This window comes from Ornithinimicrobium jinqii, from assembly GCF_045032595.1.
Lineage (GTDB): Bacteria > Actinomycetota > Actinomycetes > Actinomycetales > Dermatophilaceae > Ornithinicoccus.
Genome location: NZ_JBJFZS010000021.1, coordinates 91791 through 115532, shown reverse-complemented (window position 1 = coordinate 115532; position 23742 = coordinate 91791). Strand labels below are relative to the sequence as shown.

At 73.2% G+C, this 23742-nt stretch carries 24 protein-coding genes; 7 read left to right on the top strand and 17 right to left on the bottom strand.

Annotated elements, in window-relative coordinates:
• Nucleotides 1–9: 9 nt before the first annotated feature.
• From ACI3ET_RS10335 to ACI3ET_RS10315, 5 genes are all read right to left on the bottom strand, one after another.
• A complete protein-coding gene (locus ACI3ET_RS10335) occupies nucleotides 10–1020 on the bottom strand; it encodes a PstS family phosphate ABC transporter substrate-binding protein (protein WP_405032957.1) in 1011 nt (336 codons plus the stop codon).
• A 156-nt stretch (nucleotides 1021–1176) separates the two neighbouring features.
• The gene (locus tag ACI3ET_RS10330; RefSeq protein ID WP_405032956.1) at nucleotides 1177–2682 is read right to left on the bottom strand and encodes a CYTH and CHAD domain-containing protein; all 1506 of its coding nucleotides are present in this window, start codon (nucleotides 2680–2682) and stop codon (nucleotides 1177–1179) included.
• A 31-nt stretch (nucleotides 2683–2713) separates the two neighbouring features.
• Nucleotides 2714–3037, bottom strand: a complete 324-nt coding sequence (locus ACI3ET_RS10325; RefSeq protein WP_405032955.1) for a ribonuclease E inhibitor RraB — start codon at nucleotides 3035–3037, stop codon at nucleotides 2714–2716.
• A 62-nt stretch (nucleotides 3038–3099) separates the two neighbouring features.
• Nucleotides 3100–3285, bottom strand: coding sequence for a hypothetical protein (locus tag ACI3ET_RS10320; protein WP_405032954.1), 186 nt, complete (start codon nucleotides 3283–3285; stop codon nucleotides 3100–3102).
• A gap of 26 nt (nucleotides 3286–3311) precedes the next feature.
• Nucleotides 3312–3515, bottom strand: coding sequence for a hypothetical protein (locus ACI3ET_RS10315; RefSeq protein ID WP_405032953.1), 204 nt, complete (start codon nucleotides 3513–3515; stop codon nucleotides 3312–3314).
• A 15-nt stretch (nucleotides 3516–3530) separates the two neighbouring features.
• Here ACI3ET_RS10315 and ACI3ET_RS10310 point away from each other — a divergent pair, with 15 nt between their 5' ends.
• Nucleotides 3531–5717 (top strand): hypothetical protein, encoded by a 2187-nt coding sequence (locus tag ACI3ET_RS10310; RefSeq protein WP_405032952.1) that lies wholly within the window; start codon nucleotides 3531–3533, stop codon nucleotides 5715–5717.
• Nucleotides 5718–5732: 15 nt separating this feature from the next.
• On the opposite strand, the gene ACI3ET_RS10305 is transcribed toward ACI3ET_RS10310, so the two are convergent.
• From ACI3ET_RS10305 to ACI3ET_RS10260, 10 genes are all read right to left on the bottom strand, one after another.
• Nucleotides 5733–6977: an MFS transporter gene (locus ACI3ET_RS10305; protein WP_405032951.1), complete on the bottom strand. Its 1245-nt coding sequence runs from the start codon at nucleotides 6975–6977 to the stop codon at nucleotides 5733–5735.
• Complete coding sequence (locus ACI3ET_RS10300; protein ID WP_405032950.1) at nucleotides 6961–8076, bottom strand: ATP-binding protein; 1116 nt, start codon at nucleotides 8074–8076, stop codon at nucleotides 6961–6963. Before ACI3ET_RS10300 ends, ACI3ET_RS10305 begins: the two co-directional genes overlap by 17 nt.
• A gap of 71 nt (nucleotides 8077–8147) precedes the next feature.
• Nucleotides 8148–9152, bottom strand: coding sequence for a threo-3-hydroxy-L-aspartate ammonia-lyase (locus tag ACI3ET_RS10295; protein ID WP_405032949.1), 1005 nt, complete (start codon nucleotides 9150–9152; stop codon nucleotides 8148–8150).
• 15 nt (nucleotides 9153–9167) lie between these two features.
• Entirely contained in the window at nucleotides 9168–9761 is a 594-nt protein-coding gene (locus ACI3ET_RS10290; RefSeq protein ID WP_405032948.1) for a protein-L-isoaspartate O-methyltransferase family protein, read from the bottom strand.
• Nucleotides 9758–10525 carry an SIR2 family NAD-dependent protein deacylase gene (locus ACI3ET_RS10285; protein ID WP_405032947.1) on the bottom strand — a complete coding sequence of 256 codons (768 nt, stop codon included), beginning with the start codon at nucleotides 10523–10525 and terminating at the stop codon, nucleotides 9758–9760. The genes ACI3ET_RS10290 and ACI3ET_RS10285 overlap by 4 nt, the downstream gene beginning before the upstream one ends.
• Nucleotides 10526–10572: 47 nt before the next feature.
• A complete protein-coding gene (locus ACI3ET_RS10280; protein ID WP_405032946.1) occupies nucleotides 10573–11028 on the bottom strand; it encodes a heat shock protein transcriptional repressor HspR in 456 nt (151 codons plus the stop codon).
• A 6-nt stretch (nucleotides 11029–11034) separates the two neighbouring features.
• Nucleotides 11035–12078, bottom strand: a complete 1044-nt coding sequence (locus ACI3ET_RS10275; RefSeq protein WP_405032945.1) for a DnaJ C-terminal domain-containing protein — start codon at nucleotides 12076–12078, stop codon at nucleotides 11035–11037.
• A gap of 47 nt (nucleotides 12079–12125) precedes the next feature.
• Nucleotides 12126–12827: a nucleotide exchange factor GrpE gene (locus tag ACI3ET_RS10270; RefSeq protein ID WP_405032944.1), complete on the bottom strand. Its 702-nt coding sequence runs from the start codon at nucleotides 12825–12827 to the stop codon at nucleotides 12126–12128.
• Nucleotides 12824–14728, bottom strand: a complete 1905-nt coding sequence (gene dnaK, locus ACI3ET_RS10265; protein WP_405032943.1) for a molecular chaperone DnaK — start codon at nucleotides 14726–14728, stop codon at nucleotides 12824–12826. Before dnaK ends, ACI3ET_RS10270 begins: the two co-directional genes overlap by 4 nt.
• 197 nt (nucleotides 14729–14925) lie before the next feature.
• Entirely contained in the window at nucleotides 14926–15948 is a 1023-nt protein-coding gene (locus tag ACI3ET_RS10260) for a permease (protein ID WP_405032942.1), read from the bottom strand.
• Between the two features lie 46 nt (nucleotides 15949–15994).
• On the opposite strand from ACI3ET_RS10260, the gene ACI3ET_RS10255 reads away from it, so the two are divergent.
• From ACI3ET_RS10255 to ACI3ET_RS10230, 6 genes are all read left to right on the top strand, one after another.
• Nucleotides 15995–16417 (top strand): ArsR/SmtB family transcription factor, encoded by a 423-nt coding sequence (locus ACI3ET_RS10255; RefSeq protein ID WP_405032941.1) that lies wholly within the window; start codon nucleotides 15995–15997, stop codon nucleotides 16415–16417.
• A 55-nt stretch (nucleotides 16418–16472) separates the two neighbouring features.
• Complete coding sequence (locus ACI3ET_RS10250; RefSeq protein ID WP_405032940.1) at nucleotides 16473–17078, top strand: AMIN-like domain-containing (lipo)protein; 606 nt, start codon at nucleotides 16473–16475, stop codon at nucleotides 17076–17078.
• A gap of 32 nt (nucleotides 17079–17110) precedes the next feature.
• Entirely contained in the window at nucleotides 17111–18115 is a 1005-nt protein-coding gene (locus tag ACI3ET_RS10245; protein ID WP_405032939.1) for an NAD-dependent epimerase/dehydratase family protein, read from the top strand.
• A complete protein-coding gene (locus ACI3ET_RS10240) occupies nucleotides 18091–18984 on the top strand; it encodes a patatin-like phospholipase family protein (protein WP_405032938.1) in 894 nt (297 codons plus the stop codon). The genes ACI3ET_RS10245 and ACI3ET_RS10240 overlap by 25 nt, the downstream gene beginning before the upstream one ends.
• Before the next feature lie 68 nt (nucleotides 18985–19052).
• Nucleotides 19053–19853 carry a crotonase/enoyl-CoA hydratase family protein gene (locus ACI3ET_RS10235; protein ID WP_405032937.1) on the top strand — a complete coding sequence of 267 codons (801 nt, stop codon included), beginning with the start codon at nucleotides 19053–19055 and terminating at the stop codon, nucleotides 19851–19853.
• Complete coding sequence (locus tag ACI3ET_RS10230) at nucleotides 19850–21139, top strand: DUF2254 domain-containing protein (protein ID WP_405032936.1); 1290 nt, start codon at nucleotides 19850–19852, stop codon at nucleotides 21137–21139. The genes ACI3ET_RS10235 and ACI3ET_RS10230 overlap by 4 nt, the downstream gene beginning before the upstream one ends.
• On the opposite strand, the gene ACI3ET_RS10225 is transcribed toward ACI3ET_RS10230, so the two are convergent.
• Both ACI3ET_RS10225 and ACI3ET_RS10220 read right to left on the bottom strand, forming a co-directional pair.
• Nucleotides 21136–23253, bottom strand: a complete 2118-nt coding sequence (locus ACI3ET_RS10225) for an MDR family MFS transporter (protein WP_405032935.1) — start codon at nucleotides 23251–23253, stop codon at nucleotides 21136–21138. The genes ACI3ET_RS10230 and ACI3ET_RS10225 overlap by 4 nt on opposite strands.
• A 28-nt stretch (nucleotides 23254–23281) precedes the next feature.
• Nucleotides 23282–23737, bottom strand: coding sequence for a MarR family winged helix-turn-helix transcriptional regulator (locus tag ACI3ET_RS10220; protein ID WP_405032934.1), 456 nt, complete (start codon nucleotides 23735–23737; stop codon nucleotides 23282–23284).
• Nucleotides 23738–23742: the final 5 nt, after the last annotated feature.

Below are 23742 nucleotides of genomic sequence, written 5' to 3'. Positions count from 1 at the left end.
TCTGGATCGTCAGCGACCGCCGAGCGAGGCGATCTGGTCGAGCGCCTCCTGCTTCTGCTCCGCGGTGAGGGGGATGAAGCCGGCGGCCTCGGCGATGGCCTCGGAGTTGTTCACGTAGAACTCGGCGAAGGCCTTCACCTCGGGCTTGCCCGAGATGGACTCACCCTTGGGGTAGATGAACAGCTCGCGGCCCAGCGGGTTGTAGTCGCCCGACTGCACGGTCTCCTCGGAGGGCGCGACGCACTCGCCGGCCTCGTTCTCGACCTCGATGGCCTTGACCTGGTCGCCCGCCTCGGTGACGTACGACAGCGGGATGAAGGCTATCGCGCCCGTGCCGCCGGAGACACCCGTGATCGCGGCGTTGTCGTCCTCGCCGATGTCGTTGTAGTCCTGGCGGATGTTGCCCTCCTCACCGTTGATGGCCTCGGTGAAGTAGTCGAACGTGCCGGAGTCGGTGCCGGGGCCGTAGAGCTCGATGGCCTCGTCCGGGAACTCGGGGTTGATGTCGGACCAGGACTGGACGGTCGAGCCGTCCTTCCAGGCCGCGTTGAGCTCGTCGACGGTCAGGCAGGTCGCCCAGTCGTTCGCGGGGTTCACCACGACGGCGAGCCCGTCGTTGGCGACGCCGAGCTCCTCGTAGGTGATGCCGGCCTCCTCGCAGGCGGCGATCTCCTCGTCCTTGATCTCGCGGGAGGCCATCGAGATGTCGGTCTCGCCGGCGCAGAACTTCTCGAAGCCGCCACCGGTGCCGGAGGTGCCGACCGCGATCCGCACGTCGGGGTTCTCGGCCATGAACAGCTCGGCCGCGGGCTCGGTCAGGGGCGTCACGGTGGAGGAGCCGTCGATGGCGATGTCGCCGGACAGGGCACCGCCCGCCGAGTCGCCCGAGGCCTCCTCGGTGCCGGCGGCGGGGGTGGTCTCGTCGGTCGCGCTGTCCTCGCCGTTGCCACACGCGGTGAGCGCCAGGACAGCGGCGGCCACGGCGGAGGCGTGGGCCAGGTTCTTGTGCCGAAGGGACACGGGGTTTCCTTTCGTACCGGGTCGCGGAGGGTCACCTCCGCCGCTGGCGGTACCAGCACGTCCATGAAAGGGCCCCGTCATGAACGGATGGTGGCGGCGATCTGGCCGCCGGGTGACCGTTGCGGGTACGGAACTCCCCTTCCGGTCATCTGCCGTTCACCTGGTCGTGAGCCCCCCGGCCTCGGAGAAGGCACTCTCGGCCGTCGACACCAGCCCGACCCGCTGCTCCTCGGCCCGCCCGACCAGCACCCCGTAGGTGAACGTCTCCTCCCCGGCAGCCCGGGCGAGGTCGGCCAGCTCGCGGAGCCAGCCGATCGCCACCACGGAGTCCTGCACCCCGCCGAGCGACTCGGTGACCTGCTCCCAGCGGGCGGCCGCCGCCACCGCGTCGTCGCCGAAGGCCGGTGCCAGCGCCTCCCAGGCGTAGCGCACCGCCTTGGCCCTCTTGCGGGTCTCGTGCTGAAGGTGCAGACGCTGCTCGGCGTCCTCCTCGGTCTGGGCGGCGGCCCACTCGCGGTCGGTGAGGGCGCTCGCCTCGGCGACGAGCGCCGGCATGACCCGTCGCGCCTTCTTGCGCGCCCTCGCCCGCCAGGGTGGCTCGGCCAGCAGCTCGACCAGCCGGTCGGTCAGCTCGAGGTGGCGGTCCGAGTCGAGGGCTGCCACGAGGGCGCGGTGGGCCTCGTCGTGACGTCGGTCGAGCTCGGTGGCGACCCGCTCGCGGACCGGGCCGCGGACGTCGCGCTCCGGAAGTCCGTCCAGGCCTGCGAGGATGCGCTCCCTCATCACCTCGGCGTCGCGGGGACCACCGAGCATCTCCCCCAGCCAGCGCAGCTCGTCGCGCAGGGGGTCGGTCGTCTCCCGTCGGAGCACCCTGCGGAAGGTCCGGAGGGCGCTACGCAGGCGTCGGGTCGCCACCCGGACCTTGTGCACGGCGTCCGGGACGTCGTTCCGCACGTCGTCCTCCCGCCCCAGGATCGTGGCGAGCTGGGCGGCCAGGTAGGCGTGGAGGACGTCGGCGGCCGGGTCCTGGGGCGTGGGTCCCTCGCCGCGCGCGGCCCGGTCCGGGCGGTCCCCGAGCGCACGGGAGAGCTTGGAGGGCGAGTCCGACACCTGGATCCCCTGGTCCTCGAGCCTCGCCGTGATCGCGTCGAGCAGGTCCTCGTCGCCGCCCACCAGCTCGACCTCGAGCTCCCGCCAGGTCTGCCCCGCGGGGAGCGCTGTCACGGTGTCGTCGCACAGCTGGGCGACGACCACGCCGCCGTCGTCGAGCAGGTCGACCTCGACCCGGTGCGTCGAGAGCACCGCTGCGGGGAGCAGCGCGGCCGCAGCCCCGGTCGGCCACGCGTCGCCGAGCGCCCTGGCCACCTCGGCACGGTGCCCCTCGGGGACGCGGAGCCGGCCGGGGCCCTCGCCCAGCGGCGCGTGGATCTCGAGGCGCGTGCTGCCGTCGTGCGGGAGCTTGAGGTGCCAGCCCTCGTCGCCGCCACCCTCCCGGTGGCGCAGGGTCATCCGGTGCCGGACGAGGAGCAGGTCGGGGGTGTCGACGTAGGCCGCCCGCATCCGGTGCTCGCGCGCCTCCCCCACCTGCACGAGCCCGGCGAGGCCGGGGAGGGGCGCCCCCTGCTCGATCTCGAACTTGCGCTCGGTCTCCAGCTGCCTCATACCGCCATTGTGGCCCTCGGCGGCCGGACGGTCAGGGTGAGGGGGGTCGGGGCGCGGGGGGTCGCGGGTCACCCGGCTCGTCGTACCAGCCGTCGTGCTCGGCCACCAGCTCCGTGAACCGCTCCCGCAGCCCCTCGTACGCTCCTCCGCCGGAGGAGTCCGGCAGGCGGGTGTCCAGGACGTGGACCGCCCACTCGTGCGCCTCGTCGTCGTCCTCGGTCGCAGCCGCCTCGCGCACCACCCGGACCTGCTCGAACCCTTCGTCGCGCAGGTCCTCGGCGATCCGCTCGGCAGCGTCACGGTCGGGAAGGACGAGGAGGTGCTCGCTGCCGGGGTGGGGGGATGCGGTGGTCACACGGCCAGGATATGGCGCGGCGGCGGGCCGCGAGCTCACGCTCACGGCCCGTCGGCGACCGCTCAGTGCGAAGGTGCGTGCCCGACGTGCAGGCGGGCGAGCGCGTCGTGCAGCCAGTCGTGCCACGCAACGGCGGCAGGCGGGGGGCGCAGTGCCTCGGCCTGACGCTGCCGCAGGTCCTTCTGGAGCTCGCGCTCACGCTCGTGCGCCATGCTCTGCGCAGCCAGCAGGTCCAGGTGCTGGTACATGGGTGGTTCCTCCTCTCATGTCTCGGTCACTCGACGTGCCGGGTGAACCGGTCCACCGGCGACGCCGGAAGGGACGGGGGGGCCTGCGCGGGGTCGGGGTCGGCCGGCTCGTTGACCTTCGGGACCGCAGACTCGGTCACGCCTGCGGGCGGCGAGGGGGCCGCCGGCGCGGAGGCATCCCTGTCGCCGCAGGCGGTCAGGACGAGCGCGCCCGTCAGCAGGGCGGTCATGAGGGCGGCGGTCTGGTGTCGGACGAGGAGGAGGCCAGCCTGCTCCGGGAGTGCCGGTGGGACGACGGCGCCATGGGCACCCTCGTCGTCGACCACACCACCGGGGAGTCCCACCTCGTCAGCCAGACGGAGGCACTCAACCTCAACCTGACGCTCAGCCACGCCCTCTCCCACGACGGCCTGTTGGCCGCCGTACCAGACTTCTCCGCCCGTGAGGGAGTGCTCGTGGACACGTCCACCGGTCGTGAGGTCGGCCGCCTCGAGAACGCCTTCGGGTATGACTTCGACGCGTCCGGTGAGCGTCTCCTCGCCGCAGACACGGAGACGGACGCCTGGCACGTGATCTCGATGCTCGACCACGCCCCGGTGGCGACCTTCAACGGGCACGAGGCGGTGACCTTCTACGGCCGGTTCGGCCCGGGCGACTCCTCCGTGTTCACGACCGGCCTCGACAACATGCTGCTCGAGTGGGACGCAGGTACCGGCGAGCAGCTGCGCAGGCTGCCCGCGACCGGTTCCGGTCCACCCACGAGCTCCGGCGACGTCGTGCTCGTCCCCCGCCCGGACACCACCGGTGCCGTGCTCGTGGACACGTCTCCCCCTGGTGAGCTCTGGTCTGTCTCCTCGTGCCAGGGCCTCGCCGGTTTGGACCGGCTCAGGGTCGCCGGCGATCTCGTCGTCGTCGCTCGCGACTGCCAGGGCGAGGCCCAGGGTGGGCTGGAGACGCTCACGCGGTCCGGAGACCAGGTCCGGAGCTGGGAGGGCGTCAGCTGGGAGGCTCTGGAGGTCTCGCCGGACGGTCGCCTCGTCGTGTCCAGGGACGGCGCCGTCAGCTCAGAGGCAGGGACGCCCGTGGTGGGGCCGCTGCGTGTGCGCGACCTCGGCACGGGCGCGGTGGTCACCACGCTCGACGGCTTCTGCGAGCACACCCTCGCCGACCCGTTCACGGGCATCGCCGAGGATGACCCGGCCCTGCAGACGTGCGGGCGGCTGGGGGACCCGCCCTTCACCTTCTCCACCTGGGTGGTGCGCTGGTCACCGGACGGCCGGTGGATCGCTGCCGCCAGCGCGACGGTGGGCGAGGGTGTCGCGGTCTGGGACGCGACCACCGGCGCCCTCGTCGCCTCGCTGGCGACGCCGGGCACGGCCGAGCAGGAACGGTGGACGTCGGCCTACGACGCCCGGTTCTCCCCCGGGTCCGACCGGCTCGTCCTGTCGACCTGGAGCGGTCAGCTCGTCGCCGTCGACACCGCCACGTGGGAGCCGGTCGTCGAAGAGGAGCTCGGGGTGCAGAACGCCAGCTGGGCCGGTGTGGTCGGGTATGCCGCGGACGGGGCTCTCGTCGTCGTGAACCCGCTCTTCCAGAACGCTGCGAACCCCGCGCTGCTTCTCGTCGACCCCGACGCGCTCGTCGTCCGACGGATGTGGTCGGGCGTCGCCGAGGGTACGGTGCAGGCCGCGGACATCTCGCCGGACGGCACCAGGGTCGCGCTGGCCACGAGCGAAGGAGACGTCAACGTCTGGGACCTGGCCACCCGGGCGCTCGTCGACCGGACGGACCCGGGCCTCGGACGCCTCGAAGGCGTGCAGTGGCTCGACGACGAGAGCCTCGTGCTGCTCAGCGCGACGGGGGACGTGACGACGGTCACCACGGACTCCGATCGGCTGCTCGAGCTGGCTCGCGACACGCTCACCCGCGGTCTGACGCAGAGCGAGTGCCGGTCCTACCTCGTCGACCCGTGCCCCAGCCGGGCCGCCCTCCAGGGCTCGGAGGCGGTGGTACCCGAAGAGGTCCGGGGGTCGTACACGCTCACGTGGGCCTCCGACGAGCTCAGGGAGGCTGCCCTCAGCCACGCCGAGGAGGCCTTCGGCGAGCTGGACGACAGGTCCGTCGACCGGCTGACGACGCAGGCCGAGCTGCTGGACGGCACGTACCGTCTGGACCTGCGCGACGCCGACTACAGCATCACCCGTGGAGATGCTGGCGAGGTGTGGTGCACCGGCTCGGTCGGGCGCAGCGAGGGACGTCCCGACCGTCTTCTTCTCGGCGCGGACAGCGGAGGTCGGTGCCTGGACTTCCACTACGCCGAGGTCGGCTGGACGCTGGAGGGCGAGCTGCTGAGCTTCCCCCGTGACGAGTTCCGGGGCAGCTACTTCGACACCATCCTCTGGACCACCAAGCCGCTCCAGAAGGTCGGGTGAGTCCACCGCGGGTCGCTAGCCACCCGCTGGACGGCCCAGCGTCTCAGGCGCCCGCCACCACACGAGGAACGCCGCCAGGCAGACGACGCCGCAGAGCCCGAACGCCACTCCGAAGCCCAGGAGGTCGGCGACCACGCCGATGAGCACCGGGCCGACGATCGTCCCCAGGTCCTGCGCCATCTGGAAGGCCGCCAGCACCTTGCCGCCGTTGCGCTCGTGCCCGACGACGTCGGCGAGGGCCGCCTGGGTGGCCGGGCTGACGAGGCCGGCGCCGACGCCGGAGACGGCCGAGAGCACGAGGAGGGCGACGAGCCCGGCGGTGCGCGGGACCGCCGGGTGGCTGACCAGCCCGATCACCCCGACCGACACGCCCATCACGGCCAGCCCGGTGAGGATGAGGGGTCGGCGACCGACCCGGTCGGCGAGCCGCCCCGAGACCTGCAGGGTGGCAGCCGTCCCGACGGCACCGACGGCGAGCGAGGCCCCGGCCACCCAGGGCCGGTCGAGCACGGCTGCCGCGAGCAGCGGCAGCACCGCGATGCGCGCGCCGAAGCTCACCCAGCCGTTCGCCACGGCGGCGACGAGCAGGGCCCGGAACGCCGGGTCGGCCCAGGCCTGGGCCACCGTCAGCACCGGCCGCGCCGCGTCCCCCGCGGGGACCGGGCGCAGCCGCGCCCCACCCAGCCCGACGGCGACGACCGTGGCGGCGACAAGGAGCGCGACGGCATACACGACGAACGGCGCGCGCAGGCCCCACTCGGCGAGCAGACCACCCAGCACCGGACCGAGCATGCTCCCGACGAGGAAGGACGACGCGAACAGCGACGCGACGCGGCCTCTCGCCGCCGGCGGCGAGAGGCGGACCAGCAGGGCGGTCGAGGAGATGGTGAACATGGTCGAGCCGATGCCGCCAAGGCCGCGGAAGGCGAGCAGCTGCCAGTAGGACTGCGCGAACGCCGTGGCCAGCGAGGACACGGCCACGATCAGCAGACCGGACAGGTAGACCGGTCGCTCCCCCAGCCGCTCCACCAGGGCGCCCCCGACCGGGGCGAAGACCAGGCGGAACGCCGCGAAGATCGAGACGACGACGGTGGCGGCCGCGACCCCGACGTCGAAGGACCTCGCGAAGGCCGGCAGCACGGGCGAGACCAGGCCGAAGCCGACCGCGATGACGAACGCGGACCCGACGAGGATCCAGATCTCGGGAGGTACGGGGTCGCGCGGGGTGGCGCGGGCGCTCGCCTCAGCGGGTGCGGGCACGCAGGTGCTCCCGCATGTAGGGCAGGGAGAAGTCGACCAGCCCGTGGCCGGCGGGCGTGATGAGCTCCCGCTCGATGAGCCGGGTGCGGTAGACGTTCTGGTGCTGGACGTTGAGGCCGAGCCGGGCCGCGAGCTCGCCCGTGGACGAGGGTCCGTCGTCCTGCGCCATCGCCGCCAGGTAGTCGCGCTGCGACTGCGGCAGGTCCCGCAGGGCCGGGGCGTGGATCAGCCGGCCCATCCGCTCGGCCACGCCCGGGACCGTGGAGATGACGTCGTCCCGGCTCAGCTCCTCGCGCCCGTCCGCCGCCCGCCAGGCACCGTAGCCGGCGAGCTGGAGCAGGTAGGGATAGCCGTGGACGACGTCGGCCAGGGTGGTGAGCGCGTCGTCGACGATGCGGCCGCCGCCCTGCTCGACCGTGCGCCGGGCCGCGCCCGTCACCTCGGCGGGGGTCAGCGCGGGGAGGTGGACGCGCTCGGCCCGGCGCAGGAAGGTGGTGCCGCGGTGCTGCAGCAGCTGGTCGACGCCCACGGGCAGGCCGGCGGCCGCGAACGCGATCTCGCGCTCGTCGCGCAGGAGGTGCTGGTAGATCGACGCGAAGGCGGCGAGCGCCTCGCGGTCGACCGCCTGCACCTCGTCGAGCGTGAACAGCACCCCGGTCCGGTGCTCGGCGAGCACGTCGAGCAGCCGGACGAGCATGGTCTCCGCCGACTCGTGCACCGGGTAGCGCTCCTCGGCGGTCGTCGAGACCGACCCCAGGCCGGTGACCCCACCGCCCGTGACCCTCCGGCGGACGACGCGGGTGCCGTCGTGCTCTGCCAGCAGGGTGGGCAGGGTCGTCGCCTCCAGCTCCTCGACCAGTCCGGTCGACTCCGGGAGCCGGACCACCAGCCAGCCCCGCACCCTCGCCAGCTCCTCCAGCTCGTTGAGGATCACCGTCTTGCCCATGCCCCGGGCGCCGCTGACCAGCACCGAGCGCAGGGGCGATCCAGGTCCTTCGTCCAGGGCGATCTCGAACTCCGCGAGCAGGTCTGCGCGCCCGGCGAGCACCCGGGGCGACACGCCGAACCCCGGCCGGAAGGGGTTCGGTCCGTGCGGCATGCGACCTCCTGGGGACTGCTGTCGTTATACCTGTTATACCTTAGGCGCGTCGTTATATTTGTTATACATCGTCATGTCTGTTCTACACCCTCGGCCCCGTCAGCACCCTGGGTGACCAGCGCGGCGAAGCGTTCCAGGTCCACGTTCCCCCCGGACAGCACCACACCCACCCGCAGACCCGCCGTCTGCGGCACCGCGCCGGAGAGGACCGCGGCCAGTCCCAGCACCCCGGTGGGCTCGACGACCTGCTTGAGGACGGAGGCCGCCACGCGCATCGCCGTCACGAGCTGGTCGTCGGTCGCCGTGACAACCTCCGTCACACCGTCGCGGAGGATCGGGAAGGTCAGCTCGCCCAGGTGGAGTGTCTGGGCGCCGTCGGCGATGGTGCGCGGCGTCCCGATCGTGACGATCCGCCCCTCCTCGAGGGAGCGGCGACCGTCGTCGCCCGCCGCCGGCTCCACGCCGTAGACCCGGGCCCGTGGCGCCACCGCCCGGGCCGACAGGAGGCTGCCGGCCAGGAGCCCGCCGCCGCCGAGCGGGGTGACCACGACGTCGAGGTCGGGGACGTCCTCGAGCAGCTCCTTGACCACCGTGCCCTGGCCGGCGATGACGCCCGGGTGGTCGTAGGGCGGGACCACGGTCATGCCGCGCTCCGCGGCGAGCGCCGCGCCGATGGCCTCCCGGTCCTCGGTCCAGCGGTCGTAGCGGACGACCTCCGCGCCGTAGCCGAGGGTGGCGGCCACCTTGAGCTCCGGTGCGTCGTGGGGCATGACGATCGTGGCCGGCATGCCGAGCTCGCGCGCGGCGAGCGCCACCGCCTGGGCGTGGTTGCCGGAGGACCAGGCGAGGACGCCTGCGCGCCGCTGGTCGGCGTCGAAGGCGGACAGGGCGGTGAAGGCGCCCCGGAACTTGAACGCCCCGACCCGCTGCAGGTGCTCGGCCTTGAGGTGCACCTCGCAGCCGGCGAGCGCGTCGAGCCTGCGGGAGCGCAGCACGGGCGTGCGGTGCGCGACCCCGTCGAGGATGCGGGCGGCGGCCTGGACGTCGGCGTAGGTGGGCAGCGGGGGCGTGGTCACCGCCCCATCCTGCCCTCAGGACCCGAGGAGGGGGACGAAGCGGTACCACCCGGGTGCGGGGTCGACCCGGGGCACGTTGTCCTCGACGGTCACCCGGACCACCCGGCCGTCGAGCGGGAGGACCATGAGGCCGTCCGGTGCCAGCTGCTCGACGAGCTGCTCCGGCAGGGTCTGCGCCATCGCGGACACCAGGATGCGGTCGAACGGCCCGGCGTCGGGGGCACCCACCACGTCGGCGTCGGGCACCCGGACCGCCGCGTGGCCGAGCTTGTCCCGGCGCAGCCGCGCCGCCGCGTCCTCCACCAGCTCGGGCACGATCTCGACGCCCAGCACGCTGCCGGTCGTCCCGACCAGGCGGGCCAGGATCGCCGTGGTCCACCCGGACCCGCTGCCGACGTCGAGGACGCGCTGGCCCTCGCGGACGTCGAGCAGCGAGAGCATCGTCCGGACGGTCGTGGGCTGCGAGCAGGTGGCCCCGTGGCCGATGCGCAGCGGCTCGTCGTGGTCGGCCGCCCACCGCTGACCGGGCGGCAGGTATGCCGAGCGCGGCGTGGCCGCCATGGCGTCCTCCACGCGGCGCTGGGCCGAGGTCCGGTCGGCGTGCCTCATCGCGACGCCTCGCGCTCGTCGTCCAGCGCCTCGACGAGAGCCGGGAGCGCGGTCGCCGCGGTGGCACGCCATACCTCGTCCGCGGCCTCGCTCACCGCGCTCTCGCGCGGGTTGACCTCGACGACCGGCACTCCGCGGGCTCCGGCGAGGTGCGGCAGGGTCGCTGCGGGGTGAACGATCCCGGAGGTCCCGACGACGAGCACGAGGTCGGCCGCCTGGGCGGCGTCCACCGCGGAGAGGAAGTCGTCCTCGGGCAGCGCCTCGCCGAACCAGACGACCCCCGGCCGGACCGGGCCGCCGCACGACGTGCAGGTCGGCGGGTCCAGGCGGGCGACGGGCTCGGGCATGACGGGGTATGACGCGTCGCTGGCCCGGTCGCACGCGCTGCAGCGCAGCACGAAGAGGCTGCCGTGGAGGTGGGCCAGGACGTCGGACCCGGCACGCTCGTGGAGGTCGTCGACGTTCTGGGTGGCGACCGTGAGGTCGACGCCCGGCCGACGCTGCCACCGGGCGAGCGCGCGGTGACCTGCGTGCGGGCGGGCCCCTGCCACGAGGCCGGCACGCCAGGCGTACCAGGCCCAGACCTGCCCGGGGTCGGACGCCCAGGCCGACAGGGTCGCCAGCTCCAGCGGGTCGAAGCGCTCCCACAGCCCTACCTGTGCGTCGCGGAAGGTCGGGATGCCGGACTCGGCCGACATGCCCGCGCCGGTGAGGACGCAGACCCGGCGGGCCGGTCGGGCGAGGTCGAGGACCGCCGGGGGCACCGCTGCGTGGCCCCCGGGGGTTGGGTGCCCTGCGGGTGCGCCCACGGTCAGTCTCCGAAGGGCCAGCCCTGCGGTCGCCACACCGCCAGCGCAGAGCTGGACGCGGGGCCGCGGGGCCGGGTGCCGGCGCGCAGGGTGACGACCTCTCCGGAGAGCCCGGCCGCGAAGACGCGCGGGCTGCGGCCGAGCGCCTCCCGGAGTGCCTGATTCTCCGCGGTCAGCGCGACGAGCCGGTTGCGCATCGCCTCGACCTGGGTCTCCAGCCCGAGGATGCGGTGGATGCCGGCCAGGCTGACCCCGTCGGCCGACAGCGCCTGGACCTCGCGGAGCCGGTCGATGTCGCGGGCGGAGTAGCGGCGGCCCCCGCCGCGTGTGCGGGAGGGGGTGACGAGGCCGAGACGGTCGTACTGCCGCAACGTCTGCGCGTGCATGCCGGCGAGCTCCGCAGCGACCGAGATGACGTAGACGGGGGTGTCGCGGTCAGGACCCTCAGGGGTGGCCATGGCTCATCACTCCCGGGCGCGGCCCATCAGGGCCGCGCGGGGGTCGACGTCGCCCTCCTCGGCGGCGAGCGCCTCGACGGCCTCGCGGGCCTTGTCGGACAGCCGCTGGGGGACGACGACCTGGACCTTGGCCAGCAGGTCGCCGGTGCCGGAGGAGGTGGCGATGCCGCGACCCTTGACGCGCAGCACCCGTCCTGACGGCGTGCCGGGGGCGATGCGGACCTTGACGGTGCTGCCGTCGAGGGTGGGCACCGTCACGGTCGCGCCGAGGGTGGCCTCGCTGAACGTCACCGGCAGGTCGACCGTGAGGTGGCTGCCCTCCCGTCCGAAGACGGGGTGCGGCCGGACGGTCACGTGCAGGATCATGTCGCCCGCCTCGCCGCCCTGCACGGGCGAGGGCTGGCCCTTGCCGCGCAGCCGGATCCGCTGCCCGTCCTTGACGCCGGCCGGGATGCGGGTGGTGATCCGTCCGCCGTCCGGCTTGCTGAGGGTGACCGTGTCGCCGGTGGCGGCGGCGCGGAAGTCGATCGTGGTGCGGGCCTCGACATCCTGACCGCGCGGCATGCCCCGGCCGCCGTAGCCCTGACGCTGCCCCGCCCCGGGGAAGCCCTGGGCGCCGCCGGGGAAGCCGCCCGCCCCGCCCGCCCCGCCGAAGGCCCCGAGCAGGTCCTCGAGGTCGATGCCACCGGCTCCGCCCCCGGTGGTGAAGCGGACGTTCTGGGTGCCCCCGCCGGAACCGCCGAACATCTGGGCGAAGACGTCCTCGAACCCGCCCGCACCCCCGGCTCCGCCGCCGGAGGTGAAGCGGGCACCACCACCCATCGCGCGGACGGCGTCGTACTGCTTGCGCTGCTCCGGGTCGGAGATGACGGCGTAGGCCTCACCGATGTCCTTGAACTTCTGCTCGGCCGCGGCGTCGCCCGGCTTGGCGTCCGGGTGCCACTGCCGCGCAAGCTTGCGGTAGGTCTTCTTCAGCGTCTTGGCGTCCACGTCCTTCTCGACGCCGAGGATCGCGTAGAAGTCCTTCTCGATCCAGTCCTGGCTGACCATCGGTGCTCACCTCCTCGTAGTGCTGCTCATCATCTCCGACCGGAGCGTCAGTGCGGGTCGGCCACGATGACCGTGGCGGCCCTCACGACCTGCTCGCCGATCCGGAAGCCCGGCTGGACGACCCTGACCACGGTGGTCTCGGTCGTGCCCTCCGGGAGCTCGGCCCCGGGGCTGCCGGCGGGGAGCATCGTGAGCGCGTCGTGGTGGTGGGGGTCGAACACGTCCCCCACCTGACCCACGCGCTCGACACCGAACCGGCTCAGCGTCGACTCCAGCTTCTCGGCGATGACCGCGAACGGACCCTCGGTCAGGTCGCCCGCCTCCCGCGCCGAGTGGACGTCGTCCAGCACGGGCAGGAGCGCCTCGACGACCGAGGAGACCGCACGGTCTCTGTCCGCCGCCCGCTCCCGCTGGGTGCGGTTGCGGAAGTTGACGAACTCGGCCTGCATCCGACGCATCTCCTCGAGACGCTCGACGGCCAGCGCGGTGTCCGGGTGGACGTCGCCGGCGGAGGATCCGGGGAGGGTCTCACCGACCTCGCCGCCGACGGCGCTGCCAGACCCAGCCCCAGACCCGGACCCGGACCCGCTTCCGGACGCCTCGCCCGGCTCGTGCCCCGCCGCGACAGGCGGCGTGCGTGCCTCACCGGTCTCGGGGTCGATCCGCCGCTTGTCGCGGATGACCGGCCCCTGGCCGGGAGCGCCCTCGCGAGGGTCGCCCCCGGTGGGGGTGCCGTCGACGTCGGTCACTTGGTCTCCTCGTCGTCGACGACCTCGGCGTCCACCACGTCGTCGTCGGACGGCGTGCGGTTCGGGTCGACGTCGGCCGCGCCCGTGGCGTCCGCGAAGCCCGCGCCCGCCCCGGCGCCGCCGGCGCCCGACTCGGCCTGTGCGGCATACATCGCCGAGCCCATCTTCTGGGACTCCGTCGACAGGGTCTCCATCTTGGCCTTGATGTCCTCGATGGAGGCACCCGAGTCGGCCTTGAGGGCGTCCTTGAGGGCGGTCAGCGCGGTGTCGACCGGGCCGCGCGTCTCCGCGGGGACCTGCTCGCCGTTGTCGGCGAGGAACTTCTCGGTCGAGTAGACCAGCTGCTCCGCGGTGTTGCGGGCCTCGGTCTCCTCCTTGCGCTGCTTGTCCTCCTCGGCGTGCGCCTCGGCGTCCTTGATCATCCGCTCGATCTCGTCCTTGGGCAGCGCGCTGCCGCCGGAGATCGTCATCGACTGCTCCTTGCCCGTGCCGCGGTCCTTGGCGGACACGTGCACGATGCCGTTGGCGTCGATGTCGAAGGTGACCTCGATCTGCGGCACGCCGCGGGGGGCCGGGGCGATGCCGGTCAGCTCGAAGTTGCCGAGCAGCTTGTTGTGCTGCGCGATCTCACGCTCGCCCTGGTAGACCTGGATCCCCACCGACGGCTGGTTGTCGCTGGCCGTGGTGAAGACCTCGCTCCGCTTGGTCGGGATCGCGGTGTTGCGCTCGATCAGGCGGGTCATGATGCCGCCCTGGGTCTCGATGCCCAGGCTCAGCGGGGTGACGTCGATGAGCAGGACGTCCTTGCGCTCGCCCTTGAGGACGCCGGCCTGCAGGGCGGCGCCGACGGCGACGACCTCGTCCGGGTTGACGCCCTTGTTGGGCTCCTGGCCGCCGGTCAGCGCGCGCACGACGTCGACGACCGCAGGCATGCGGGTCGAGCCGCCGACGAGGACGACGTGGTCGATCTCCTCGACCTTGACGCCGGTGTCCTTGATGACCTGCTGGAAGGGAGCCTTGGTGCGCTCCAGGAGGTCGGCCGTCATCTGCTCGAACTGGGCGCGGGTGAGCGTCTCGTCGAGGTGGATCGGGCCGTTCTCGCCCATCGACAGGTACTGCAGGTTGAGGGTGGTGCTGGTCGAGGACGACAGCTCCTTCTTGGCCTGCTCCGCAGCGTCCTTGAGGCGCTGCAGGGCGATCTTGTCCTTGGCCAGGTCCACGCCGCTCTGGTTCTTGACCGTGGTGACGAGGTGGTCGATGACGCGCTGGTCCCAGTCGTCACCGCCCAGCTTGTTGTCGCCGTGGGTGGCCTTGACCTGGATGGTCGCGAAGCCGTCCTCGGCGTCCTTGCCCACCTCGAGCAGGGAGACGTCGAAGGTGCCGCCACCGAGGTCGAAGACGAGGATCAGCTCGTCCTCCTTGCCCTTGTCCAGGCCGTAGGCCAGCGCGGCGGCGGTCGGCTCGTTGACGATGCGCAGCACGTTGAGGCCGGCGATCTCACCGGCGTCCTTGGTGGCCTGGCGCTCGGCGTCGTCGAAGTAGGCGGGCACGGTGATGACCGCGTCGGTGACCGGCTCGCCCAGGTAGGACTCGGCGTCGCGCTTGAGCTTCATCAGGATGCGCGCGCTGATCTCCTGGGGGGTGTACTGCTTGTCGTCGATCGAGGTGCTCCAGTCGGTGCCCATGTGGCGCTTGACGGAGCGGATGGTGCGGTCCACGTTGGTCACGGCCTGCCGCTTGGCGACCTCCCCGACGAGGACCTCGCCGTTCTTGGCGAAGCTGACGACGGACGGCGTCGTGCGACCGCCCTCCGCGTTCGCGATGATCTCCGGCTCGCCGCCGGTGAGGACGGCGACCGCCGAGTTGGTGGTGCCGAGGTCGATGCCGACTGCACGTCCCATGCGTTGCTCTCCTTGGTATGTCGTGCCGCCCCGCCCGGGTGGGCGTGGTCGGCGAGGCTTGCCCTGTCTGCACTCAACCCTGCTCGCCCCGTCGGTCCGTTGTCAAACCAGGACTCAGTGAAGTTGAGTTCACTCGGCTCAACCCACGGGGGGTCGCCGTTGTTCCCGGCGGGACGACGTCGTCCGGCACCTGCTGGTCAGGTCAGCCAGAGGGGTGCGAGCCATCCGACGAGGCACGCGGACAGCAGCAGGGTGACCACGACGAGGGCGACGACCCGCCAGCGCGCGACGAGGAGCATGCCGCTGATGGCCCCGACGCTGGTCCCGGCACCGGTCACGAGGAACGCCAGGGCGGGCCCGGCCCCCATCCCGCCGTCCATGAGCGAGGCGACGAGCGGCAGCGAGGCGTCGGAGTTCAGGTAGACCGGGATGCCCAGGAGGGCGGCGAGAGGCACGGCCGTCAGGGCGTTGCCGTCGCCGAGGTGCTGCTCGAAGACCGACGACGGCACGAGCTCGATGAGCAGGTAGCCGAGGAAGGCGAAGGCGAGGAAGAAGGTGGCCAGCCGCCGACCGTTGTCCAGGATCGCGGAGAGGAACTGCCGGTGGGGCGACCGGGCCTCGGAGCAGCACGACGTCGTCGGTGCCGCCTCGTCAGGGTGCCCGGCGGGAAGGTCGGCCCCGGGGGGAAGGTCGACCCCGCCGGCCGGCACGCCGACACCGACGAGCTCGGCGGCGCAGCACGGGACAGCGGCCGGCGGGGCACTGATCCGGGCCTGGCCCGCCAGCCAGCCGGTCCGCTCGAGCGCCCATGCCGCCGCCCCGCCCAGCAGGCCGACCCCGATCGCCGCCACGAGGAAGGTCGTGGCGAAGCCGGCCCCGAAGAGCCCCAGCGACAGGACGTACTCCCCCGGGCTCGTCAGCGGTGAGGAGACCATGAACGCGACCACCGGGGCCCAGGGCACCGAGGCGGCGAGGGAACCGAGGATCACCGCCATGGTGCCGCAGGAGCAGAAGGGGGTCAGCGCGCCCAGGGCCACCGCGCCCAGGACCGCCACCGGCGTGCTCCGGCGCATCCAGCGCGCCAGGCGGTCGGTGCCGACGTACACCTGGATGGCGGCGGCCAGCACGATGCTGATGAGCAGGTAGGGCCAGGTGTGCTCCACCGTGCTCACGACGCGCTCGAGGACCCGTAGGAGGAGGTCGATGATGAAGGACGGCATGGTGCTCCTTTGCATAGATGCCTGTCTAATGCTTAGATGACTATCTATGAATGCTGCGACGGCGTCAACCCATTCCCCCGCGGGTGTCCCTCGCCTGCTCTCCGCCCTGTGCTGCGCCCCCCTGCTCGCCGCGGAGCTGTCGGAGGACGACGCCGACTTCCTCGCCCGGGCGCTGAGGACCCTGGGCGACCCGGTGCGGCTGCGCATCCTCGGGAGGATCCGGACGCGTCCCGCCGCAGAGACGACGACCAGCGACCTGAGCCACCACCTCGGCCTGACGCAGCCCACGGTGTCCCACCACCTGGGCACGCTGCACGAGATGGGCTTCCTGACCCGCCGGCGGGCGGGTCGGCAGACCTGGTACCGCATCGAGCCCGCCGCCTTCGAGTCGCTTCAGCAGCTGCTCGACCCCGCTCCAACGGAGGCCACCGCAACCTTTTCCTCCCCCTCCCGCGACTCCCCCGCATGACGCGCTTCGCGTCGTACGAGCAGGGCACCTGCCCTCGACCCAAGGGGAAGACATCATGAGCACTCGCCGGGGACACCTCCGCCTCACCGCCCTCGCCGCCGCCGTGGCGCTGGGGGCCACCGCGGCCGCACCCAGCACGGCCGCGGTCGGGGGGACCGCGGGCGTCGCCACCCACGCCGCCACCACCACGAGCTCCTGCGGCCTGGTCTGGGGCTCGCTGGCCAAGGGCAACGGCACGGCCCACACCACGGGCACGCTGACCGACGTGCGCGCCGGCCGGCACAGCTGCTTCGACCGGCTGGTCCTGGACGTCCACGACGTGCCGGGCACCCTCACCTACGACGTGCGCTACGTCGACACCGTGCGCGGCGACGGCAGCGGCCTGGCCGTGCCGCTGGCCGGGGGCGCCGACCTGCGGGTCGTGCTCCGCGCACCGGCCTACGACGGCCGGGGCCGCCCGACCTACGCCGTCGCCGACCGGGACGAGCTCGTCGACGTGGACGGCTGGTCGACCTTCCGCCAGGTCGCCTGGGCCGGGAGCTTCGAGGGCCAGACCACGCTGGGGCTGGGCGTCCGGGCACGGCTGCCCTTCCGGGTCCTCGTGCTGGACGGACCCGGCGACGGGGCCCGGCTGGTCGTGGACGTCGCCCACCGCTGGTGAGGTCTGTCGGCGCACCCTGGCAGGCTGGGGGTATGGAGCTCCTCATCCTGGGTGGGACCCGTTTCCTCGGGCGCGCGGTGGCCGAGGACGCGCTCGGCCGTGGCCACCAGGTCACGTGCCTCGCGCGTGGCTCGGCCCCGCCGCCCGAGGGCGTTGCCTTCGTGCGCGCCGACCGTGACGAGGACGACGGGCTCGCTCCTGCCGCCGGGCGGACCTGGGACGGCGTGGTCGACCTGACCCTGCACCCCGTCCACGCCCGCCGGGCCGTGCGCGACCTCACCACCGGCCACTGGCTCTTCGTCTCCACCGCCAACGTCTACGCCGACGGCACGGGTCCCGAGCCGTCGGAGGACGCCCCGCTGGTCGACGCCCACGACGCCGACCGGATGGAGGGGATGGAGACCTACGGGGGTGCCAAGGTCACCTGCGAGCAGACCTACCTGGCCAGCAGCACGCCGGCCGCCGTCGTGCGCCCGGGGCTGATCGGCGGACCGGGCGACGCGTCGGGACGCAGCGGCTACTGGCCCTGGAGGTTCGCCCACCCGGTCGGCGAGGAGGTCGCGGTGCCCGACGACCCCGACCTCCCGTGCGCCCTGGTCGACGTCCGCGACCTGGCCGCATGGATCGTCATGGCCACGGAGCAGCGGCTCCAGGGCCCCTCCAACGTCACCGGCCCGACGACCCCGCTCTCCCACGTCCTGGCGACCGCCGCGCAGGTAGCCGGCACCGGCGCCCGCGCGCGCCCCATACCCCCGCCCGTCCTCGCCGAGCTCGGGGTCCGGCCCTGGATGGGCCCGACCTCGATGCCGCTGTGGCTCGACGACGCGACGATGCGCGGGTTCGGCACCCTGGACAGCTCCAGGGCGAGGGCCGCCGGGCTGCGCACCCGACCGCTGGCAGACACCCTGCGCGACGCTCTGGCCTACGAGGAGACGCGCACCACCCCGCGCGCCGCCGGCCTCACCGACGACGAGGAGCGTCGGGTCCTGGAGGCACCCCCTACCCTCGGGGGATGGAGCAGCTCACCTCCACCGTGACCGGCACCGCCCTGGTCTTCGAGGGCGGTGGCATGCGGGCCTCCTACACGTCCGGGCTGCTCGTCGCGCTGCTCGAGGCCGGCATCCACCTCGACTGGGTCGGCGGGATCTCGGCGGGCTCGAGCAACACCGTCAACTACGTCTCGCGGGACCCGTGGCGGGCGCGGCACAGCTTCACCGACTTCGTCAGCGACCCGCGGTTCGGGGACTGGCGGACGTTCGTGCGCGGGCAGGGGCTGTTCAACGCGCAGTACATCTACGAGGAGACCGGGCTGCCCGGTCAGGCGCTGCCGTTCGACTTCGAGACCTTCACCGCGAACCCGGTGCAGGTGCGGATCGGTGGCTTCAACGCCACCCGTGGCGAGGCCGTCTACTGGGGCCGGGAGGACCTGGGGACGGTCGGCGACCTCATGGTGCGGGTGCGCGCGTCGTCGACGATGCCGGTCGTCATGCCACCGGTGACGATCGACGGCGAGGTCTATGTCGACGGCGCCCTGGGACCCTCCGGCGGGATCCCGCTCGACGCGGCGCGGGCGGACGGCTACCGGAAGTTCCTCGTCGTGCTCACCCAGGAGCGCGGCTACGTCAAGACGCCCTCGCGCAACGACTGGTACCTGAGGCGGCACTTCCGCCGCCTGCCGGCCGTCGCCGACGCGCTGCGCGGGCGCCCGGCCCGCTACAACGCGACGCGCGAGGAGCTCTGGGAGCTGGAGCGCGCCGGTGCGGCCTACCTCTTCGTGCCCGAGGCGATGCCGGTGGGCAACGGCACGCGCGACACCGCACGGCTGCGCGCCAGCCACGCGGCGGGGCTGGCGCAGGCGAGGCGGGAGCTGCCGGCGATCCGGGAGTTCCTCGGGCTGGCCGGGTGAGCCCCGGGCGGCCCCTGGGGTGACGTCCACCCGTCGACAGCCCGGTCGCACCTGACATGCTCCGGGGTATGACGTCACGCACCGCCGAGGACCACGTCGTCTGCGAGGTCGGGGACGGGGTGGCGCGGGTGCGCCTGTCCCGACCCGAGAAGCTCAACGCGCTGACGCTGAGCATGCTCGACGAGCTGGTGGCCGTGGCACGCGCGATCGGCCGGGACCCGGAGGCCAGGGCCGTGGTGCTCTCCGGCGAGGGCGGGGCCTTCTGCGCGGGCCTCGACCTGGCCGCGGCGCTGCGGCAGCCACGAGCCATTGCGGCACGCTTCGTCCCGCGGCCGTGGCTGGGCACCAACGTCTTCCAGGAGGCGTGCTGGGCCTGGCGCCGGCTCCCGGTTCCGGTGGTGGCCGCGGTCCATGGGCACTGCCTGGGCGCCGGGCTGCAGCTGGCGCTGGGGGCCGACCTGCGGGTCAGCGCGCCCGACGCGCAGTGGTCGGTGCGCGAGGCCCGGTGGGGACTGGTGCCGGACATGAGCGGCACGCGGTCGCTCGTCGAGGTGGTGGGTCTGGACGTGGCCAAGGACCTCACGCTCACGGCACGCCTGCTGAGCGGTGCGGAGGCGCACCGGCTGGGGCTGGTGACGCGGGTGGCTGACGACCCCCTCGCCGCGGCCGAGGAGCTGGTGGCCGAGATGGTCACGCACAACCGCGAGGCGCTGGGGAGGGCCAAGCGGCTGCTCGACGGCGCGGTGAGCTCCTCTCCCCGGCGTGCGTTCGCGCGGGAGCGGGGGGCCCAGCTGGGTCTGCTGCGGCGGATGGACCGCTCGGCCCTGCCGTCGTCCCGAGGGGCCCGCGCACCGGGGATGCAGGTATGAGCCCCACGGCGCAGCCCGACGCCGACACCGGCAACGTCGGCGCCCTGCCCAGGACGCGGTCGATCAGCCGCTGGGACCGGGTCTGGCGCCCCTTCTGGGTCCTGCCGATGGTGATCGTCGTGGCCGCCACGGTCGCGGGCATCTTCATGCCCGAGCTGGACCGCACCCTCGACGACGAGCTGCCGTTCTTCTTCCCCGGCGGACCGAGCGGGGCGCGGGACATGCTCGGCACCATCGCCGGCGCGATGATCTCGGTGACCGGCCTGGTCTTCTCGATCACCATGGTCGTGATGCAGCTGGCCAGCAGCCAGTACAGCCCCCGCGTCCTGGGTGACTTCCTGTCCAGCCGCGTGACCCAGGTGACGCTCGGCATCTTCGCCGCGAGCTTCACCTACGCGCTGACCGTCCTGCGCTCGGTGGAGGGCGAGTCCGGCGAGGGCGGGATGTTCGTGCCGCAGGTCTCGGTCACGCTCGGCTTCGTGCTCGTGCTGGCCAGCGTCGGGATGTTCCTCGCCTTCATCCACCACATCACCGACTCCATCCAGGTGTCCTCCATCGTGTCCCACCTCGGCGACGACACCGTCGACGTCGTGGACCGCTACCTGCCCGAGCCCGACGCGCCGGGCGCGCGGCTGGGGACGGACACCTGGGTGCCCGAGGAGGGGTTGACGCCCCAGACCGTCCCGGCGCAGGAGCACGGGGCGATCGTCGAGGTCGACCACCGCGAGCTGGTCGCGTGGGCGGCGGAGCACGACGCGGTCGTCGAGGTGCTCCTGCAGGTGGGCGCGTTCGTGCCCCAGGGCGCACCCGCGATCCGGGTGTGGCGTGCCGCCGGCGCCCCGGAGCTCGACGCCAGCGAGCTCGAGCCGCTGCGGCGCCTGGTCGTGGTGGAGAAGGACCGCTTCTTCAACCAGGACCCCGCCTTCGGCGTCCGCAAGCTCGTCGACATCGCCGAGCGAGCCCTGTCACCGGGCATCAACGACCCCACCACCGGCGTCCAGGTGCTCGATGAGCTGCACCGGATCCTGCGGCTGACGGTCACGCGTGCGGAGCTCCCCGCGCTGGTGACCTCCGAGGGGGAGGTCCGCCTCGTGCACCTCCCCCAGCGGGTGGAGCAGCTGGTCGACCTGGCGCTGGCCGAGCCTCTGCACTACGGCAAGGACACCCTGCAGATCCCCCGGCGCGTCGCAGCCATGGTCGAGGACCTGCTCACCGTCGCCCTTCCCGAGCACCGCACCGCCCTGCAGTCCTGGCTGGAGGAGGCGCAGGGGCTGGTGACCGACTAGGCAGGACCGGTGGCTGGTGGGGCCCCAGGCTCCTCACGAGCCACGGCGGCCAGCTCGACCAGCAGCACCGCGGACAGCTCGGAGGCCGCGTGACGCAGCTGCGCGAGGTCGACCGACTCGTGCCGCTGAGCCACCGTGGGCTCGATGCTGGACAGCACCTCCTGCGCCGGTCGGGCCGCCGCAGCGCGGACCGCCAGCTCCTGACGCAGCTCCTCGCTGAGGAGCCCCCCGGGCGCCGACGCCGCCCGTCCCAGCTCCACGGCATACCTCTCCGCCTCCGCGGCCTCGCGCGGGTCGTCGCTGGTGAGCATCCGCGAGGCCCGCCCCAGCAGCGCCCGGCCGCGGTCGAGGTCTCCCCCGCCGAGCTCCAGGACCGCCCGCCGGAAGAGCGGTCGGTCGTCGCGGCAGGCCTGCCTGGCGAGGACCCCGAGCTGGATGCCCAGGACCCGTTCCCGGGTGCGGGCACCGGGCCGGTCGTCCTGGCGCAGGCTCGGGACGAAGCCCTCCGGGGGTGCGCTCATCGCCATCGTGTCGAGGTACTCGTTCTGCGCGTCCTCCGGCGACTGCACGGTCTCGCGCAGCGGGATGGCGCGGATGGCCAGGGTCGCCAGGAAGACCACGGCCATGACCGGCAGGCCGAGCACGAAGACGTCGTGGAGCTGGTCGGCGAGTCCGGCGCGGACGGCGGCGAGGATCTCGGGGGGCAGACCGGCGGTGACGGCGGGGTCCAGCGCCGCCCCCGCGCCGACGTCCTCCAGCCCGGCGGCACCCTCGACGAGCTCCGGGGGCAGGTGCGAGGCGATCGCCTGCGCCATGCCGGCGGTCATGACCGAGCCGAAGATCGCGATGCCCACGGTGTTGCCGACGTTGCGGAAGAACTGCAGGGCCGCCGTCGCGACACCGAGGTCGCTGCGGGACACGGCGTTCTGCACCACGAGGGTGTACTGCTGCATCGCCATCCCCAGCCCGACGCCCATCACGGCCATGCCGGCGGTCATCTGCAGCTGCGTGGAGTCGACGGTCAGGCGGGTGAGCATCCACAGGCCGACGGTGAGGACGAGGACGCCCAGCAGCATGATCTCCTTGTAGCGCCCGGTGCGGGTGATGACGAGGCCCGACAGGATGCCGAGGACGATCATCCCGAGCATCATCGGCATGAGGATCAGGCCGGACTCGGTGGCCCCGACCCCCAGCACCCCCTGGGCGTAGATGGGGATGTAGATGATCGAGCCGAACATCACCATCGCCAGCCCGAAGGCCGCGACGTTGGACCACGTGAAGATGCTGTTGCGGAAGAGGCCGAGGGGCAGCAGCGGGTTGACGGCGCGCAGCTCGATCCAGACGAAGGCGGCCAGCAGGGCCGCCCCGACGGCGAACAGGCCGATGACCGGCACCGAGCCCCACGGGTAGGTCACGCCTCCCCAGGACGTCGCGAGCAGGACGGCGACCAGCGCGGGGGTGAGGGTGGCGATCCCGGCGACGTCGATCCGCCCGCGCGTGGGCACGTGGTCGAGGTGGAGGAACCGGGCGATGAAGAAGAGGGCGACGACGCCGATCGGCAGCGCCGCGAAGAAGAGCCAGCGCCACCCCCAGGCGTCGGTGATGAAGCCACCGGCCAGCGGCCCGGCGACCGAGGTCACGCCGAAGACGGCACCCATCAGGCCCTGGTACTTCCCACGCTGCCGCGCCGGGATGATGTCGCCGATGATCGTCTGCGACAGCGGCATCAGGGTGCCCATGCCCAGCCCCTGCACGGCCCGGCCGGCGACCAGCGTCCAGAAGTTGGGGGCGAGGCCGGAGATGACCGAGCCGAGCATGAAGACGACCAGGCCGGCGAGGTAGAAGCCGCGGCGGCCGTAGATGTCGGAGAGCTTGCCGACGATCGGCACGACGATGGCCGAGACGAGCATCGCGGCGGTGGCCACCCAGCTGTAGTGCTCCATCCCCCCGAGCTCGGCGACGATCCTCGGCATCGCCGGGCCGACGATGGTCTGGCTGACGGACGCGACGAACATGCCGAGCATGAGCCCGGCGAAGACGCGGCGGTGCGCCCGGGTCATCGTGTAGGGGACGGGGGGCTCGGTGCGCCCGGGCGGTGGTGCGGTGGTGGTCACGAGGGTCCTTCGGGGGTATGCGGTGCGGTCAGCGGGCGCGCCCGGCAGGGCGCCGCTGGGCGCGGCGGGTCTCGAGGCTGTCGGTGAGCTGGGAGAGGAGCCGGGCGAGCTCGGCGCGGTCCGGGTCGTCCCAGCCGTCGAGGGCGTCGGTGACGAGAGTCACCCGCCGGGCGCGCTCACGACGGACCGCCTCGCACCCCGCGTCGGTGAGGGTGAGCAGGTGGGCCCGGCCGTCGGCGGGGTCCGGCTCGCGCGCGACGAGCCCCCGGTCGGCGAGCGAGGCGAGGCGCCGGCTCATCGTCGAGGGGTCGAGCCCCTCGGAGCGAGCAAGGTCACGGGAGCGCACGGGCTCGCCGGTCGGGTCCTTGGGGGCGAGGCGCACGAGCACCGTGAAGTCGGGCCGGGAGAGCTCCTCGCCCTGGAAGTCGTCCAGGAGGCGTCCCATCGACGCGAAGGCGCGGGCCAGCTCTTCAGAAAGTTGCATGATGC